Annotated in this window: 13 protein-coding genes; 8 read left to right on the top strand and 5 right to left on the bottom strand. The window is 69.4% G+C overall.

All coding sequences use genetic code 11. The annotated features are described in order from the left end of the window. Positions 1-57: 57 nt before the first annotated feature. Positions 58-1,080, top strand: a complete 1,023-nt coding sequence (locus ACTHK2_RS03050) for a GlxA family transcriptional regulator (protein WP_440244222.1) — start codon at positions 58-60, stop codon at positions 1,078-1,080. A gap of 1 nt (position 1,081) precedes the next feature. Here ACTHK2_RS03050 and ACTHK2_RS03055 read toward each other — a convergent pair whose 3' ends face one another. Then, the gene (locus tag ACTHK2_RS03055; RefSeq protein WP_440244223.1) at positions 1,082-2,521 is read right to left on the bottom strand and encodes a transglutaminase-like domain-containing protein; all 1,440 of its coding nucleotides are present in this window, start codon (positions 2,519-2,521) and stop codon (positions 1,082-1,084) included. A gap of 185 nt (positions 2,522-2,706) precedes the next feature. Here ACTHK2_RS03055 and purT point away from each other — a divergent pair, with 185 nt between their 5' ends. Both purT and ACTHK2_RS03065 read left to right on the top strand, forming a co-directional pair. Beyond that, positions 2,707-3,888, top strand: coding sequence for a formate-dependent phosphoribosylglycinamide formyltransferase (purT, locus tag ACTHK2_RS03060; protein WP_440244224.1), 1,182 nt, complete (start codon positions 2,707-2,709; stop codon positions 3,886-3,888). A 75-nt stretch (positions 3,889-3,963) separates the two neighbouring features. After that, positions 3,964-4,230, top strand: coding sequence for a hypothetical protein (locus tag ACTHK2_RS03065; protein ID WP_440244225.1), 267 nt, complete (start codon positions 3,964-3,966; stop codon positions 4,228-4,230). A 10-nt stretch (positions 4,231-4,240) separates the two neighbouring features. Here the strand turns inward: ACTHK2_RS03065 and ACTHK2_RS03070 are convergent, their stop codons facing one another. The 4 genes from ACTHK2_RS03070 to ACTHK2_RS03085 form a co-directional block, all read right to left on the bottom strand. Next, a complete protein-coding gene (locus tag ACTHK2_RS03070) occupies positions 4,241-4,942 on the bottom strand; it encodes an arginyltransferase (RefSeq protein WP_440244226.1) in 702 nt (233 codons plus the stop codon). A gap of 140 nt (positions 4,943-5,082) precedes the next feature. Further along, entirely contained in the window at positions 5,083-5,469 is a 387-nt protein-coding gene (locus ACTHK2_RS03075) for a hypothetical protein (protein ID WP_440244227.1), read from the bottom strand. A gap of 53 nt (positions 5,470-5,522) precedes the next feature. Continuing rightward, complete coding sequence (gene tesB, locus ACTHK2_RS03080) at positions 5,523-6,392, bottom strand: acyl-CoA thioesterase II (protein WP_440244228.1); 870 nt, start codon at positions 6,390-6,392, stop codon at positions 5,523-5,525. A 287-nt stretch (positions 6,393-6,679) separates the two neighbouring features. Beyond that, a complete protein-coding gene (locus tag ACTHK2_RS03085) occupies positions 6,680-7,243 on the bottom strand; it encodes an N-acetylmuramoyl-L-alanine amidase (protein ID WP_440244229.1) in 564 nt (187 codons plus the stop codon). Positions 7,244-7,368: 125 nt separating this feature from the next. Between ACTHK2_RS03085 and ACTHK2_RS03090 the strand changes: the two genes are divergently transcribed. The 5 genes from ACTHK2_RS03090 (at position 7,369) to phaE (ending at position 12,963) form a co-directional block, all read left to right on the top strand. After that, positions 7,369-7,881: a hypothetical protein gene (locus tag ACTHK2_RS03090; protein ID WP_440244230.1), complete on the top strand. Its 513-nt coding sequence runs from the start codon at positions 7,369-7,371 to the stop codon at positions 7,879-7,881. Next, complete coding sequence (rlmKL, locus tag ACTHK2_RS03095; RefSeq protein ID WP_440244231.1) at positions 7,881-10,073, top strand: bifunctional 23S rRNA (guanine(2069)-N(7))-methyltransferase RlmK/23S rRNA (guanine(2445)-N(2))-methyltransferase RlmL; 2,193 nt, start codon at positions 7,881-7,883, stop codon at positions 10,071-10,073. Before ACTHK2_RS03090 ends, rlmKL begins: the two co-directional genes overlap by 1 nt. A 75-nt stretch (positions 10,074-10,148) precedes the next feature. Continuing rightward, complete coding sequence (locus ACTHK2_RS03100; protein ID WP_440244232.1) at positions 10,149-10,598, top strand: hypothetical protein; 450 nt, start codon at positions 10,149-10,151, stop codon at positions 10,596-10,598. Positions 10,599-10,983: 385 nt separating this feature from the next. Continuing rightward, positions 10,984-11,592, top strand: a complete 609-nt coding sequence (locus ACTHK2_RS03105) for a class I SAM-dependent methyltransferase (RefSeq protein ID WP_440244233.1) — start codon at positions 10,984-10,986, stop codon at positions 11,590-11,592. Positions 11,593-11,679: 87 nt separating this feature from the next. After that, on the top strand, positions 11,680-12,963 hold the full coding sequence (gene phaE, locus ACTHK2_RS03110) for a class III poly(R)-hydroxyalkanoic acid synthase subunit PhaE (RefSeq protein WP_440244234.1): 1,284 nt from the start codon (positions 11,680-11,682) through the stop codon (positions 12,961-12,963). The last annotated feature ends 14 nt before the right edge of the window (positions 12,964-12,977 follow it).

Raw genomic sequence — 12,977 nt, forward strand, 5'->3', positions numbered from 1 at the left:
CCGTGCACGATTCGGCGTGGTAGTGTCTGAAATGACCTCTTCCGGGCGGATTCGGACATGAAGGATTTCGAGCTGCTGCTGCTCGACGGCACCAACCCGAGCGGTGTGTCGATGACGCGGGACATCCTTGCCGCGGCGGCACTGCTCGCCGGGCGCAGCGGCGAGGCGGCGCCGCGCTGGGGCCTGTACTCGATCGCGGGCGGGCGGGTGGACCTGCAGGGCGGCATCGGAGCGCAGACGACGCGACTGCCCGCGCGGCGCGCACCGGCGCGCTCGGTGCTGCTCGTGCCCGGCATCTGGGTGGCCGATGCACGCGAATTGCGCGCGCGCCTCGCCGCCGACGATTGCCGTCGCGCGATCCGCCATGTGGCGGCGCATGTCGCTGCGGGTGGCCAGGTCGCGGCGTCCTGTTCGGCGGTGTTCCTGCTGCAGGCGGCGGGCGTGCTTGCGGGTCGTCATGCGACGACGACGTGGTGGCTCGCGCCCGAACTCGCGCGCCTCGCCCCGGACGTGCGCGTGGAAGCGAACCGCATTCTCTGCATCGACGGCCCGGTGCTCACGGCGGGCGCCGCGTTCGCTCAGTCGGATCTCGTGTTGCACCTCCTGCGCGCGCGTTTCGGCGCGCGCATCGCCGACGGCGTATCGCGCGTGCTGCTGCTGCACGAGCGCGGCGAGCAGGCGCAGTTCGTCGTGCCGGCGATGCTCGCGAGCGGCGACGCGCTGGTCGCGCGCCTGACCCGGCGCGTCGAGACCGCGCTGCCACAGGTGCCGTCGGTCGCCGAACTCGCCGCGGAGTTGTGCGTGTCCGAGCGCACGCTCGGGCGTCGCGTGCAGCGGGCGACCGGCATGGGCACGATCGCGCTGATCCGCAGCATCCGGTTGCATCGTGCGCGCAGCCTGCTGCAGGCGAGCCGGCTCAGCATCGAACGCGTCGCCGCCGCGGTCGGTTACCAGGATGCGACGGCGCTCAGGCGCCTCATGCGCAAGGCCGCGGGCACGACGCCCGCGGGGTTGCGCGCGACGCTCGCGGTCGTGCCGCCGCGCAAAGCCGGTGTGAGCGCGCGCGCGAAGCGCGCCTGAGTCACTGCGTGGCGGTCGTCTGCGCTTCGCGCAGTTCGATCCTGCCGAGCAGGTCGAGGCCGGCGGAGAAGCGCCACGGGTCGCCGTCGCCGAAGCCGAGCGCGATGTGCCCGGCGTCGAAACCGGGCAGGGCCGCATCGAAACTCTGCCAGCGCCCGTCCACCCAGGCCTGTGCCCACGCGTGCGGCACGAACACCTGGTCCCTGCCGGCGAATCCGGGGGCGTAGGCGAGGCCGTCGACGACGCGCGTCGCGATGCCGAGCGCCCGACCGAGCGCGGCGACGAGCAGCGCATGTTCCGTGCAGTCGCCTTCCGGCTTGCGCGCGACCTCGAGCGCGGACGCGTAGCCCACGTCGAGCGTCTTGCTGTGGATGTAGCTGCGCACGAATGTCTCGACCCGGCGCATGCGCTCGAGCGGCGTCGACGCGTCGCCGGCCGCCTTCCTGGCCAGCGCCACGATCTCGGGCGCTTCGCTCTGCAGCCAGTCGTTCGGTTTGTAGTCGGACGGGTCGGGCTTCTCGCCCTTGCGCGCGCGCGCGTCGCTGTGGATCGTGACGATGCGCTCGCTGCCGCGCGCGACGACGCTCTGCTCGTCGGTGTCGGGCAAAGCGAGCGCGGAATCGTTGCGGGGCGAGGCGAGCGTGTAGCGCATCGTGCCGGCGAGTTCATCCACGTGCAGTGCGCGCGGCGAGGGCATCAGCGTGCGCGAGAACACGTCACTGCCCTGGTTCGGTGCCGTCGCGCAGGCGCGGTCGCAGGCGAGCAGGACGAGTTCGACGCCCATCATCGGCAAGGTCAGCTTGTGCACGGTCTGTTCGGCATCGATCCACGCGCGCGTCTTCATCGGCGCGCCGGGGAAGGCGAGCACCTGGTCGACTCGATGCAGCACGCGCCCGCCTCCGGGGAGGTCGATGCGTTCGGCAGCCCCGACCGTACTGGTGATTTCGGCCGCGTCGACGCTGGACGGCTGGAACGCGAGTTCGCTGTAGCGCGTGCCCGAGGCGAGTCCGGCGCGCACGCCCGCAAGGCGCAGGCCTTCGGGCAGCAACGCCTTGTCCGGCCAGGGCATCTGCCGGTGCTGGGTCGCGCCGCCGGTGGTGGTGTCGAGTTCGACCATGCCGTCGCGGACGCGCCCGACGATGCGTGTCTCGCTGCCGGACAAGCGCGAGGTACTCGCGAACGCGAGAGGCTGGCCGTCGAGGGTCTCGGTCGCGCTTTCGCTGCTGCCGAGCGCGACCTTGACGCCGGCGCGCTCGAGTTCGATCTCGAGCGTCTGCGTCGTGTGCACTTCGCGCCCGCGCACCTCGCGCTTCGCTTCGAACGAGCCGATCTTGCGACCGTCGAGCAGCACGGTGAACCATTGGTCCTCGGGCGGCGTGGCCGACGCGGCGAGCGACAGCGGGGCGAGGAGCAGGGCGAGCAAGGGGGGCAGGCGACGCATCGGGGGTTCCGTCCTGGGCAGGCCGCTAGTGTGCACGAACCAAGCGCGCTGCTCGAATGGCACCCGCAATGCTCCGTAGGTGGATGATGACCGCGCGTGATCCCGTCGCGCCCTAGCCCGTCGGCCGGGATGGACTTGTCCGGCCCAATCCCTAGAATCGGCGCGCCGCCGCCCCGATCCTGCCCATGAAGCCTTTCGGTACACCGCACACCGATACCGCCGTCCGCGTCGTCCTGCTCGGCTCCGGTGAACTCGGCAAGGAAGTCGCGATCGAACTGCAGCGCTTCGCGGTCGAGGTGATCGCGGTCGACCGCTACGCGAACGCGCCCGCGATGCAGGTCGCGCATCGCTCCCACGTCATCGACATGCTCGATGGTGCCGAGCTGCGGCGCGTGGTCGAACTGGAGCGCCCCGATCTCGTCGTGCCCGAGATCGAGGCGATCCACACGCCGACCCTCATCGAGCTGGAGCAGGCGGGCCTGCGGGTGATCCCGACCGCGCGTGCGGCCTGGCTCACGATGGATCGCGAAGGCATACGCCGCCTCGCCGCCGAGGAGCTCGGCCTGCCGACGTCGCGCTACCGCTTCGTCGACTCACGCGAGGAATATCGCGACGCCGTCGCGGCGATCGGCCTGCCGTTCGTGATCAAGCCGGTCATGAGCAGTTCCGGCAAGGGGCAGAGCACCGTGCGCGACGAGGCCGGGGTCGCTGCCGCGTGGGACTACGCCCAGTCGGGTGGTCGCGCGGGCAAGGGCCGCTGCATCGTCGAGGGGTTCGTCGACTTCGACTACGAGATCACCCAGCTCACGGTGCGCCACGCGGGCGGCACGAGTTTCTGTGCGCCGATCGGCCATCGCCAGGAACACGGCGACTATCGCGAGTCGTGGCAGCCGCAAGCGATGAGCGACAAGGCACTGGCCGAGGCACAGCGCCAGGCGGGCGCGATCACCAGCGCGCTCGGTGGCCATGGCGTGTTCGGCGTCGAGTTCTTCGTGAAGGGCGACGACGTGATCTTCTCCGAGGTGAGCCCGCGGCCGCACGACACCGGCCTCGTCACGCTCATCTCGCAGGACCTCTCCGAATTCGCGCTGCATGCGCGAGCGATCCTCGGCCTGCCGATCCCGGCGATCCGCCAGCTCGGTCCCTCGGCTTCGTGCGCGGTGCTGTGCAGCGGCGATGGCGACCGGCCGCGCTACCACGGCGTCGCCGAGGCGCTCGCCGAACCTGACACCATGCTGCGCCTGTTCGGCAAACCGCAGGTGCGCAGCCAGCGCCGCATGGCGGTCACGCTCGCGCGCGACACCGATGTCGGCGCCGCCATCGCCAAGGCCGTGCGCGCCGCCTCCCACCTCCGCATCGACCCCTGAAGACCCCTCGTCCTCACCGTAGGGCGGAACGAGCCGTGCAGCGGCGAGTTCCGTCGCGTCCGCCCGGAAATCTCCATGACCGACCCGAAAAACTACGCCGTCTTCCTCTACCCCCAGGCGATCGAAGCGCTCGGCGAGCCGATCAAGCCGTACCTGCGCGACGCGCCCGGCGGTCCGCACATCGTCTGCAGCGAGATCGATGCATCGGGTGCGCTGTTCGAGATGACGCTCGCGGGCAGGGGCCCGAACGGCGAATCGCTCGAACTCGAGATCATGGTGCCGTCGTCGATGGTGAGGCTCGTCATGTCGATGCATGGCGAACACGAGATCGGCTTCGTCTGAAGGCCGCCGTTCAGAGGTCGGTCCAGATGCCTTCGCGCAGCACTTCGAGCGGGCGGAATCGCGCCTTGTAGTGCATCTTCGGATGGTCCTCGATCCAGAAGCCGAGGTACACGTGCGGCAGACCCTGTTCGCGCGCCATCCGCAGCTGGCTGAGGATCGCGAACGTGCCGAGGCTGCGCACATCGCATTCCGGGTCGAAGAACGTGTAGACCGCCGACAGGCCGGCCGCGCAGAAGTCGGTGACCGCTATGCCGAGCAGGCGTTCGCGCTCGCGCAGCTCGATGAAGCGGGTCGGGCTCCATGCGGTGTAGAGGAAGCGCGCGAAGTCTTCCGGGCGTGCGTCGTCCATGCCGCCATCGGGATGGCGCGCGCACAGGTAGCGCCGGTAAAGCGCGAAGTATTCGTCGGTGTAGTTGGCGGACGCCACGCGCACGTCGAGGTCCGCGTTGCGCGCCAGGCAGCGGCGCTGCGAGCGGTCGGGCCGGAAGCGATCGACCGGCACGCGGCAGGCGATGCAGGCGCGGCAGCCGTTGCACTGCGGGTGGTAGACATGGCCGCCGGCGCGGCGATAGCCGCGCTGCACTGCGATGTCGTAGATCTGCGGCAGTTGCGGGGCGCTTGGGTCGATGACGATGTTCTGCGCCGTGCGCGAGGCGTAGTACCCGCACGGGTGTGGCAGGGTCTGGAACAGGCGGACGACGTCCGAGCGCATGGCCCATTCTAGCCCGTCCCGGGCCGCTTGCCTGTTGCGTCGCGAGCGCAGGAGACCGGGCAGGGCATATCCACCCGCGCAGCGGCGGATCCACCGATTACCAGTGGTGTTCCCGCGCCCGCGGACCGCGGACACGCAGGTCAGTGCCGCAGCACGCTCAGCGCGATCAGCACCGACACGCCCGCGATCAGCGCGAGTACGACGAGCTTGATGCGCATCGAGGCGCGATTGTGTTGGGCCGGGCTGCCGACGCCGCGCGCGGCGGCGAGTTCGTCGGCGAAGCGCGTCGCCGGCTCCAGGCCCGCGTCACGCAACACCTGGCGCGCGAGCGTCTGGTCCTCGGAGCGGACGACCGACACCTGCGGCCAGCTGTCGCGATCCGCCTTCGCGGTGTAGCTGAAGCGTTTCCAGTCGGCGCCCTGGTAGGCACGGCGATTGGCGATCGTCGTCTTGATGCCGTGCTCGGCCATCAGCGCGACGACGCGCTCGATGTTCTCCATCCGCGGTGAGGTGTAGATCTGGCGCATGGGTCGAGTGTAGCAGGGGGCATCGAAGCGGACTGCGTGCGGGATCGCGGGCGTCAGCCCTCGTTGCGGATGCGCACGAGGCCTTCCTGCGCGGTCGATGCGACGAGGCGGCCGTCCTCACTGTAGATCATGCCGCGCGCGAGCCCACGCGCGCCTTGCGCGGTCGGGCTGTCGCACGAATAGAGCAGCCATTCGTCGGCGCGGAACGGGCGGTGGAACCACATGGCGTGATCGAGGCTCGCGACCTGCACGTTGCGCTGCAGGAAGGAAATCCCGTGCGGGAACATCGTCGTGCCGATCAGGTGGAAGTCCGATGCGTACGCGAGCAGCGCGCGGTGCAGCGGTGGGCTCGCCTCCGGCACGCGCCCGGTCAGGCGGAACCACACCTGCTGGAACGGCGGGCGCTTGGGCGGGTTGAGTTCGTCGCGCGGGTAGACGTGGCGGAATTCGAAGGGGCCGGAGCGGCCGAACCAGCGCTGCAATTTCGGCGGAAGCTTGGCGAGTTCGTCCGCGGGCAGCGGCTCGACCGGTTCGAGGTCGTCCGGCTTGGGCACCGCCGGCATCGGCAACTGGTGCTCGACACCGGCTTCCTCGGCCTGGAAGGAGGCCGAGAAGTTGAAGATCGGCTGGCCGTGCTGGATCGCGGTCACGCGGCGCACCGAGAAGCTGCCGCCATCGCGCGTGCGCTCGACGTTGTAGACGATCGGGTGCTCGATGTCGCCCGCGCGCAGGAAGTACGCGTGCAGCGAATGCGCATTGCGGTCGGCCTCGACGGTCTGCTGCGCGGCGGAGAGCGCCTGGCCGAGCACCTGCCCACCGAACACGTAGCGCGTGCCGATGTCGCGGCTCTCGCCACGGAACAGGTTGTCCTCGAGGCGTTCGAGCTGGAGCAGGGAGAGCAGTTCTTCGACGGCGGACGTCATACGGTGCGCAGCGGGTGGCAGGGCGGCGAAGTATAGGGTAGGTCGGTTCGCAGGCAAGCGCGCGGTACCGGGGGGCTGCGGCGGTGGAAGGCGAAAGCCTGACGCACGCCGCACGCACGCAGGAGAAGCACAAGAGATCGAAACTCGAAGGACACGCAGCACCCGAAGGAGAAGGACGCTGGGGCTCGATGGTTTTCCCCTGTCCCTGTGTGCTCTCATGCTTCTGTTTCAATCTCCTCCACTCGTCCCCGGCGACATCGCGGCGCACGCGCGTTGCGCGTACTGCCCTACGGGGCTGGGAGGCGCTCGAGGCCGCTGTCGGCGACGACCTCGTCCCATGGGAAGAGCGGACCGGGGTCCTGCCGCCGGCGCAGCAGGATCGAGGGATCGTCCTTCGCGGGCTCGAGGCGGCGGTCGAGGTCTTCGTGGCCGGCGATCCACTGCAGCGTCGGATGGTCGTTGCGCAGTTGTGCGAGCAGCGCGCGCAACGCGGCGATCTGTTCGGCCGTATACGGCACCGTGAACGCCTGGTGGCGGCTGTCGCCCCAGTTCGGGTAGCGGCCGATGTTGACGAGCTCGATGCCGATCGAGCGCGGGTTGTAGCCGTAGGTGTGGTTCGCGACGCGGGTGTCGGCAACGAAGCGGAATACCTTGCCGTCGCGATCGACGTAGTAGTGCCCGCTGTTGCCGGTCTGCGTGCCCGCATAGTGGATGCGTTCGCCGAACTCGCGCGCCATCGCCATGTCCGGCAACTCGGTGCAATGGATGACGACGAGGTCGATCGCGGAGGACGGCCGCGACGCGAGCCGTTCCTCGTAGGGCAGGGGCCAGGCATCGATGGACAGGGGCATGGAAATCCGGTCGAAGGTGAGTTGCCGCGCAGGTTACAGGCTTTCCGTCACGGCGCGGGCTCCGACCACCCACGCACACGCCGCGCCCGCTATGCTTCCCCATTCCCCATTCCCATTGCCCTTCAATGAAAGGCACCGTCATCCTCTCGCACGGCCTCGAAAGCGGTCCGCAGGCGACCAAGGTCAGCGCGCTCGCGCGAGAGTGCGAGGCGCTCGGCTGGGCCAGCGTGCGTCCCGATTACCGTGATCTCGATGCGACGCGCGATCCGCTCGCAATCGGCGCGCGCATCGAGCGTGCGCTCGGGCATGCGCCGGGCGAGGGGCGCGTGGTGTTCGCGGGCTCGAGCATGGGCGCGTTCACGTCAGGCCTCGCTTCGTTGCGGCGAGTGAGCGCGGGGCTGTTCCTGCTCGCATTGCCGACCGCGATCCCGGGCTATCCGCGTGCGTTCGACGCGGCCGACGTGCCGACCGCGCTCGTGCACGGCTGGGACGACGAAGTCTGCCCGGTCGACGCGGCAATCGGTTTCGCGCGTGCACGCGGCGCGACCTTGCACCTCGTGCGCGACGGGCATCGCTTTGCTGCGCATGTCGACTGGTGCGCCGGCGTGTTCCGCGATTTCCTCGCCGGACTCGGCTGATGGCGGCCTTGTTCGCGACTTGCCCGAAGGGGCTCGAATACCTGCTGCGCGACGAACTGCGTGCGCTCGGCGCCGACGACGCGCGCGAGGCGCTCGCGGGCGTGCATTTCTCCGGGCCGCTCGAACTCGCCTATCGCGCCTGCCTGTGGTCGCGTCTTGCCAGCCGCATCCTGCTGCAGGTCGCGGAGTTCGACGCGCCGGATGCGGATGCGCTCTATGCCGGAGCGCAGGCGGTCGACTGGTCCGCCCATCTCGCGCCGGACGGCACGTTCGCGATCGACGCCGTCGGTGGCGGTGGCGCGCTGCGCCACACGCAGTTCATCGCGTTGCGTACCAAGGATGCGATCGTCGACCAGTTCCGCGAACGCAGCGGCATGCGTCCGGACGTCGACGTCGAACGGCCGTCCATCCGCATCAACGTGCGCGTGCACAAGGCGCGCGCGAGCATCGCTCTCGACCTCGCCGGCCTGCCGCTGCACCGGCGCGGCTGGCGCCAGGGCACGGGCGAGGCGCCGCTGAAGGAGAACCTCGCCTGCGCGATGCTGGTGCGCGCGGGCTGGCCCGCGATCGCCGCCGATGGTGGCGCGCTCATCGATCCGATGTGCGGAGCGGGCACGCTGCTCGTCGAAGGCGCCCTGATGGCGGCCGACGTCGCGCCGGGCCTGCGCCGTGACTACTGGGGTTTCCTCGGCTGGCGCGGCCACGATGCGGCAGCGTGGCAGGCGCTGTGCGGCGAGGCGCAGGCACGCGCGACCGCGGGCCTGCGCGCGCTGCGGCCGGTCTATTTCGGCTACGACCACGACCCCGGCGTACTGCAGGAGGCCAAACGCAATGCGCAGGCCGCCGGTGTCGCCGGCTTCGTGCATCTGGCGCGCCTCCCGGCCGAGCACCTGCGCCGTCCGGAAGGCATCGACCGACCGGGCTTGGTCATTTCGAATCCGCCGTACGGCGAACGCCTCGGCGAACGCACCGCGCTCGGTACCCTGTATCGCGCGTTCGGTTCGCGCCTGCGCGAGGAATTCACCGGCTGGCGTGCCGCCGTCATCGTCGCCGACGATGAACTCGGCCATGCGCTCGGGCTGCGCGCCGACAAGCGCTACGTGCTCTACAACGGCGCACTCGAATGCCGCCTGCTCACGTTCGACCTCGCCGAGGCGGCGCCGCGCGAACGCGTCGAGCGGCCGCTTTCCGAAGGCGCGCTCGCGGTCGCGAACCGCATCGGCAAGAACCTCAGGCACCTGCGCAAGCGCCTCGACCGCGAAGGCATCACGTGCTGGCGCGCGTACGATGCGGACATCCCCGAATATGCGGCCGCGATCGACGTCTATCGCGCGATCGGCGCCGACGACGGGCGCCCGCGCAGCGATGCGTTTCCGCAGACATGGCTGCACGTGCAGGAATACGCGCCGCCGCGCGACATTCCCGAGCACGTCGCGCGCGACCGCCTGCGCGATCTGGTGCACGCGGCCGGGCACGCCTTGGATGTGCCACGCGAACGCATCGCGCTGAAGACGCGCTACAAGGCGAAGGGCGGATCGAAGTACGGGCGTTTCGACCAGCGCGGCGAATTCCTCGTGGTGGAGGAGGGCGGCCTGAAGTTCCGCGTGAACCTGTTCGACTATCTCGACACGGGCCTGTTCCTCGACCATCGGCCGATGCGCCTTCGCCTGCGCGAACTCGCTGGCGGCAAGCATGTGCTCAACCTGTTCTGCTACACGGCGAGCGCGAGCGTGCACGCGGCCGCCGGTGGCGCGGCTTCGACCACGAGCGTCGACCTGTCGGCGACCTACCTCGAGTGGGCAGCGCGCAATTTCACGCTGAACGGGTACTCGGGCTCGCGCCATCAACTCGTGCAGGCCGACGTGATCGCGTGGTTGCGCCACGACCGCGGCCGTTACGACCTCGTCTTCGTCGACCCGCCGACGTTCTCCAATTCAAAGCGCGCCGACGATTTCGACGTGCAACGCGACCACGCCGAACTGCTGCGCCTCGTCGGCGAGCGCCTCGCGCCGGACGGACTCATCGTGTTCTCCAACAACCTCAGGCGATTCGCGCCCGATGCATCGCTCGCGCAACGCTTCCATGTACGCGACATCACGCCCGCGACGATCCCGTTCGACTTCGCGCGGAACCCGCGCATCCACGTTTGTTACGAACTGCGCCGGCGATCCGCGGCGGAAGCGAATTCTTAACGCAGGATGGAGTAGTTTCAGGACCGATTCAGGGGGTGGACTGCAGCATGCGATCCAGCCTCAGGAGGTGTGGAGATGCGCAAGTCCATTCGTACGTTCGTCATGGCTGCCCTGGTCGCCGCGGGTATGGCGCTGGCGCCGGCGGCGTTCGCCCGCAGCCATTGGAACGTCGGCATCGGCATCGGCCTGCCGGGCGTCAGCATCGGTTACTCCGATTGCCGCCATTGCGGCCATGGCTGGGGCGGCAACTATTACTACGGTGGCGGGTACTACAGTTCGTACTACGCGCCGGTGTACTACGGCCCGGCCTACTATGCTCCGTCCTACTACGACGCGGGGTACTACTACAGCCCGTCGTACTACTACCCGAGCTACGGCGTGCGTTACTACGACCGCCCGTCGCATCGCCATTACGGCCATGGCTATCGGGACCGCGGCTACCGCGATGGCGACTATCGCCACCACGACCGCGGCGACTACGGCCATCGAGCGTCCTATTACGATCGGAGCGGATACAGGCACTGACGCCTCTTTCCCGATCACGATCAGCGCCGGCGGCCACCCCTCCCCCTTCCTGCCGCCGGTGTCTCCGCCCCGCGACGATTTCCCCTGATCGTCGCGGGGTTTCTTCTTTTGAACCCGAAAACGCGGCCATCCGGCCTTGTTTCGGGTCGCCTGACCCGAAGTGAATTCGGGTCAGGCTCCGTCGTTCGAGCTCGCGCTCGAACGACGAGCGGCAGATCCATGTGCCGCACACGCCGCGTTGGACGATGCCTCGGGGTTTGCGGAAACGCGGCCGTCCCGGCCTTGTTCCGGGTTTGCCGAGTCCGAAGTGAATTCGGACTCGGGTCCGTCGTGGCCGGGCGGTCCGCGGGTTATGATGCGCGGACATATGACCGACGAAGCGTGCATGAGCGAGCAGAGCAGACGTACCGGAATGCCGGCCGAGCCGCAGGTTCCGGGCGCATGGACGTTCTTCCGTCAGTGGCTGCGCAACCCGCGGGCGATGGCCGCGCTCTCGCCTTCGGGTCGCCAGCTGACCCGCGCGATGATCGCCCAGCTGCCGGCGGATGCGCGGCGCGTCGTCGAGCTCGGCGCGGGGACGGGCGTATTCACGCGTGCGTTGCTCGAGCACGGCATCCGCGCACGCGACCTGCTCGTGGTCGAACTCAACCAGGAACTGCACGGTCTGCTGCAGGCGCAGTTTCCGGACGCGCGCATCGTGCACGGCAACGCCTGTGACCTCGACTCGATCGCGGCCCGCAACGGTTTCGAGCATGCCGACGCCGCAATCAGCGGCCTCGGCTTCCTCGCGATGCCGCGCCAGGTGCAGAAGGGGATTCTTTCGGCGGTCTTTTCCGTGCTGGGCCCGGGTCGGCCGCTGATCCAGTTCACCTACGGACCCGCGAGCCCGATCCCGCGCGACCTGATCGCCGAACTCGGCCTGTCCGTCCGCCGCGGCGGCATCGCGCCGCTCAACCTGCCTCCCGCATTCGTCTTCGTCTACACGCGCGACTGAGCGCGCAGACACGGCGCGAAGCGCGCGCCGCCATTTCGCAACGACGCTCGCGCTATCATGGCGGCCCCAGACTTGCGAGGCGGCGCCGTGGGTGATTCGTCGATTCCCGATTGGATGAAGCAGTGGCAGGCCCTGTCGCAGCAGTCGGTCAACGCCTGGACCGAGGTCGCGCGCGACGCGATGAGCCAGGCCGGCAGCGGGCGTGTCGACGGCTTCGAACAATGGTCGCGCGCGTTTGCCGCCGGGCCGGGCACGGGTGGGCAGGCCGAGACGATCGAGCGGCTCGTCGACGGCGCCAGGAACTACGTCTCCTTCATGCAGTCGCTGATCGCCGCCGCGGGTGCGAACGCGCCGAACGGCGTCCCTTCCTGGGGCGATGCGCTGCGCCAGGCATTCACGATGCCGGGCGGCCCGGCACTGTTCGAGCACCCGCTCGCGCGGCTGTGGAAGGAACATGCGACGGCCGGCAATGCGCAGGCTGCCTTCGCCAGACTGTTCGGTGCGCTGCCGGGCGCCGGCAATCCTGCCGACGAACTCAAGGCCTGGCTGCAGCTGCCCGCGTTCGGTTACCTGCGCGAACATCAGGAACACCAGCAGAAGAGCGCGGTCGCGTGGGTCGATTACCAGGAGCAACTCGCGCGCTACAACGCGAAGATGCTCGAGGCCGCACGCCGCGGCTTCGAGCTGTTCGAAGGCAAGCTGACCGAGCGCGAGCAGCCCGGGCGGCAGATCGAATCCTTGCGCGCACTGTACGACCTGTGGGTCGATGCCGCCGAGGAAGGTTACGCGGAAATCGCGCTCTCGCAGGAATTCCGCGAGGTCTACGGCGAACTCACCAACGCGCAGATGCGCCTGCGCTCGCAGGTCCAGCAGGAGATCGAGCGCCTCAGCGTCGATCTCGGCATGCCCACGCGCAGCGAGCTCAACAACATCGGCGAACGCCTGCAGGCGTTGCGGCGTGAAGTACGGGCACAGCGCGGCGGTGACGCGCTCATCGACGAGATCGCCGCACTGCGCGGTGAGTTCGAGGAACTGAAGGCGGCGGTCGGCGGAGCGCGCAAGGCGGGTCGGGAAACACCGGCCAAGGGCGTTGCTGCCGAAGCACCGCCTGCCCGCAGTGCCTCCAACGCCAAGCCCGCGCGCAAGACCGGACGAACGGCGGCGGCACCCGCGCCGGAGCCTGCGAAAGCGTCCAAGCGCCGCGCGCGCAAGGCGCGTCCGGGACGCGCGGTGGCCGCGGTAGCGCCGGGCAATTTCGCCTCGCGCATCGCGAAGTTCGCCGACGCCTCGCTCGGTTCGCGCAGCCCGCGCAAGGCGGACGCATCCGGCAAGGCCGGCAAGCGTGACCACACCGACAAGAAGAAGCGCTGAGGGAAGGAAGCGAC

The sequence above is a fragment of the Dokdonella sp. genome, assembly GCF_051958935.1.
Lineage (GTDB): Bacteria > Pseudomonadota > Gammaproteobacteria > Xanthomonadales > Rhodanobacteraceae > Dokdonella_A.

What these genes read in the sequence shown, in the direction of transcription:
- ACTHK2_RS03050 (WP_440244222.1), top strand. Translation starts at nt 58, where the DNA reads ATGAAGGATTTCGAGCTGCTGCTGCTCGACGGCACCAACCCGAGCGGT.
- ACTHK2_RS03055 (WP_440244223.1), bottom strand. Translation starts at nt 2,521, where the DNA reads ATGCGTCGCCTGCCCCCCTTGCTCGCCCTGCTCCTCGCCCCGCTGTCG.
- purT (WP_440244224.1), top strand. Translation starts at nt 2,707, where the DNA reads ATGAAGCCTTTCGGTACACCGCACACCGATACCGCCGTCCGCGTCGTC.
- ACTHK2_RS03065 (WP_440244225.1), top strand. Translation starts at nt 3,964, where the DNA reads ATGACCGACCCGAAAAACTACGCCGTCTTCCTCTACCCCCAGGCGATC.
- ACTHK2_RS03070 (WP_440244226.1), bottom strand. Translation starts at nt 4,942, where the DNA reads ATGCGCTCGGACGTCGTCCGCCTGTTCCAGACCCTGCCACACCCGTGC.
- ACTHK2_RS03075 (WP_440244227.1), bottom strand. Translation starts at nt 5,469, where the DNA reads ATGCGCCAGATCTACACCTCACCGCGGATGGAGAACATCGAGCGCGTC.
- tesB (WP_440244228.1), bottom strand. Translation starts at nt 6,392, where the DNA reads ATGACGTCCGCCGTCGAAGAACTGCTCTCCCTGCTCCAGCTCGAACGC.
- ACTHK2_RS03085 (WP_440244229.1), bottom strand. Translation starts at nt 7,243, where the DNA reads ATGCCCCTGTCCATCGATGCCTGGCCCCTGCCCTACGAGGAACGGCTC.
- ACTHK2_RS03090 (WP_440244230.1), top strand. Translation starts at nt 7,369, where the DNA reads ATGAAAGGCACCGTCATCCTCTCGCACGGCCTCGAAAGCGGTCCGCAG.
- rlmKL (WP_440244231.1), top strand. Translation starts at nt 7,881, where the DNA reads ATGGCGGCCTTGTTCGCGACTTGCCCGAAGGGGCTCGAATACCTGCTG.
- ACTHK2_RS03100 (WP_440244232.1), top strand. Translation starts at nt 10,149, where the DNA reads ATGCGCAAGTCCATTCGTACGTTCGTCATGGCTGCCCTGGTCGCCGCG.
- ACTHK2_RS03105 (WP_440244233.1), top strand. Translation starts at nt 10,984, where the DNA reads ATGAGCGAGCAGAGCAGACGTACCGGAATGCCGGCCGAGCCGCAGGTT.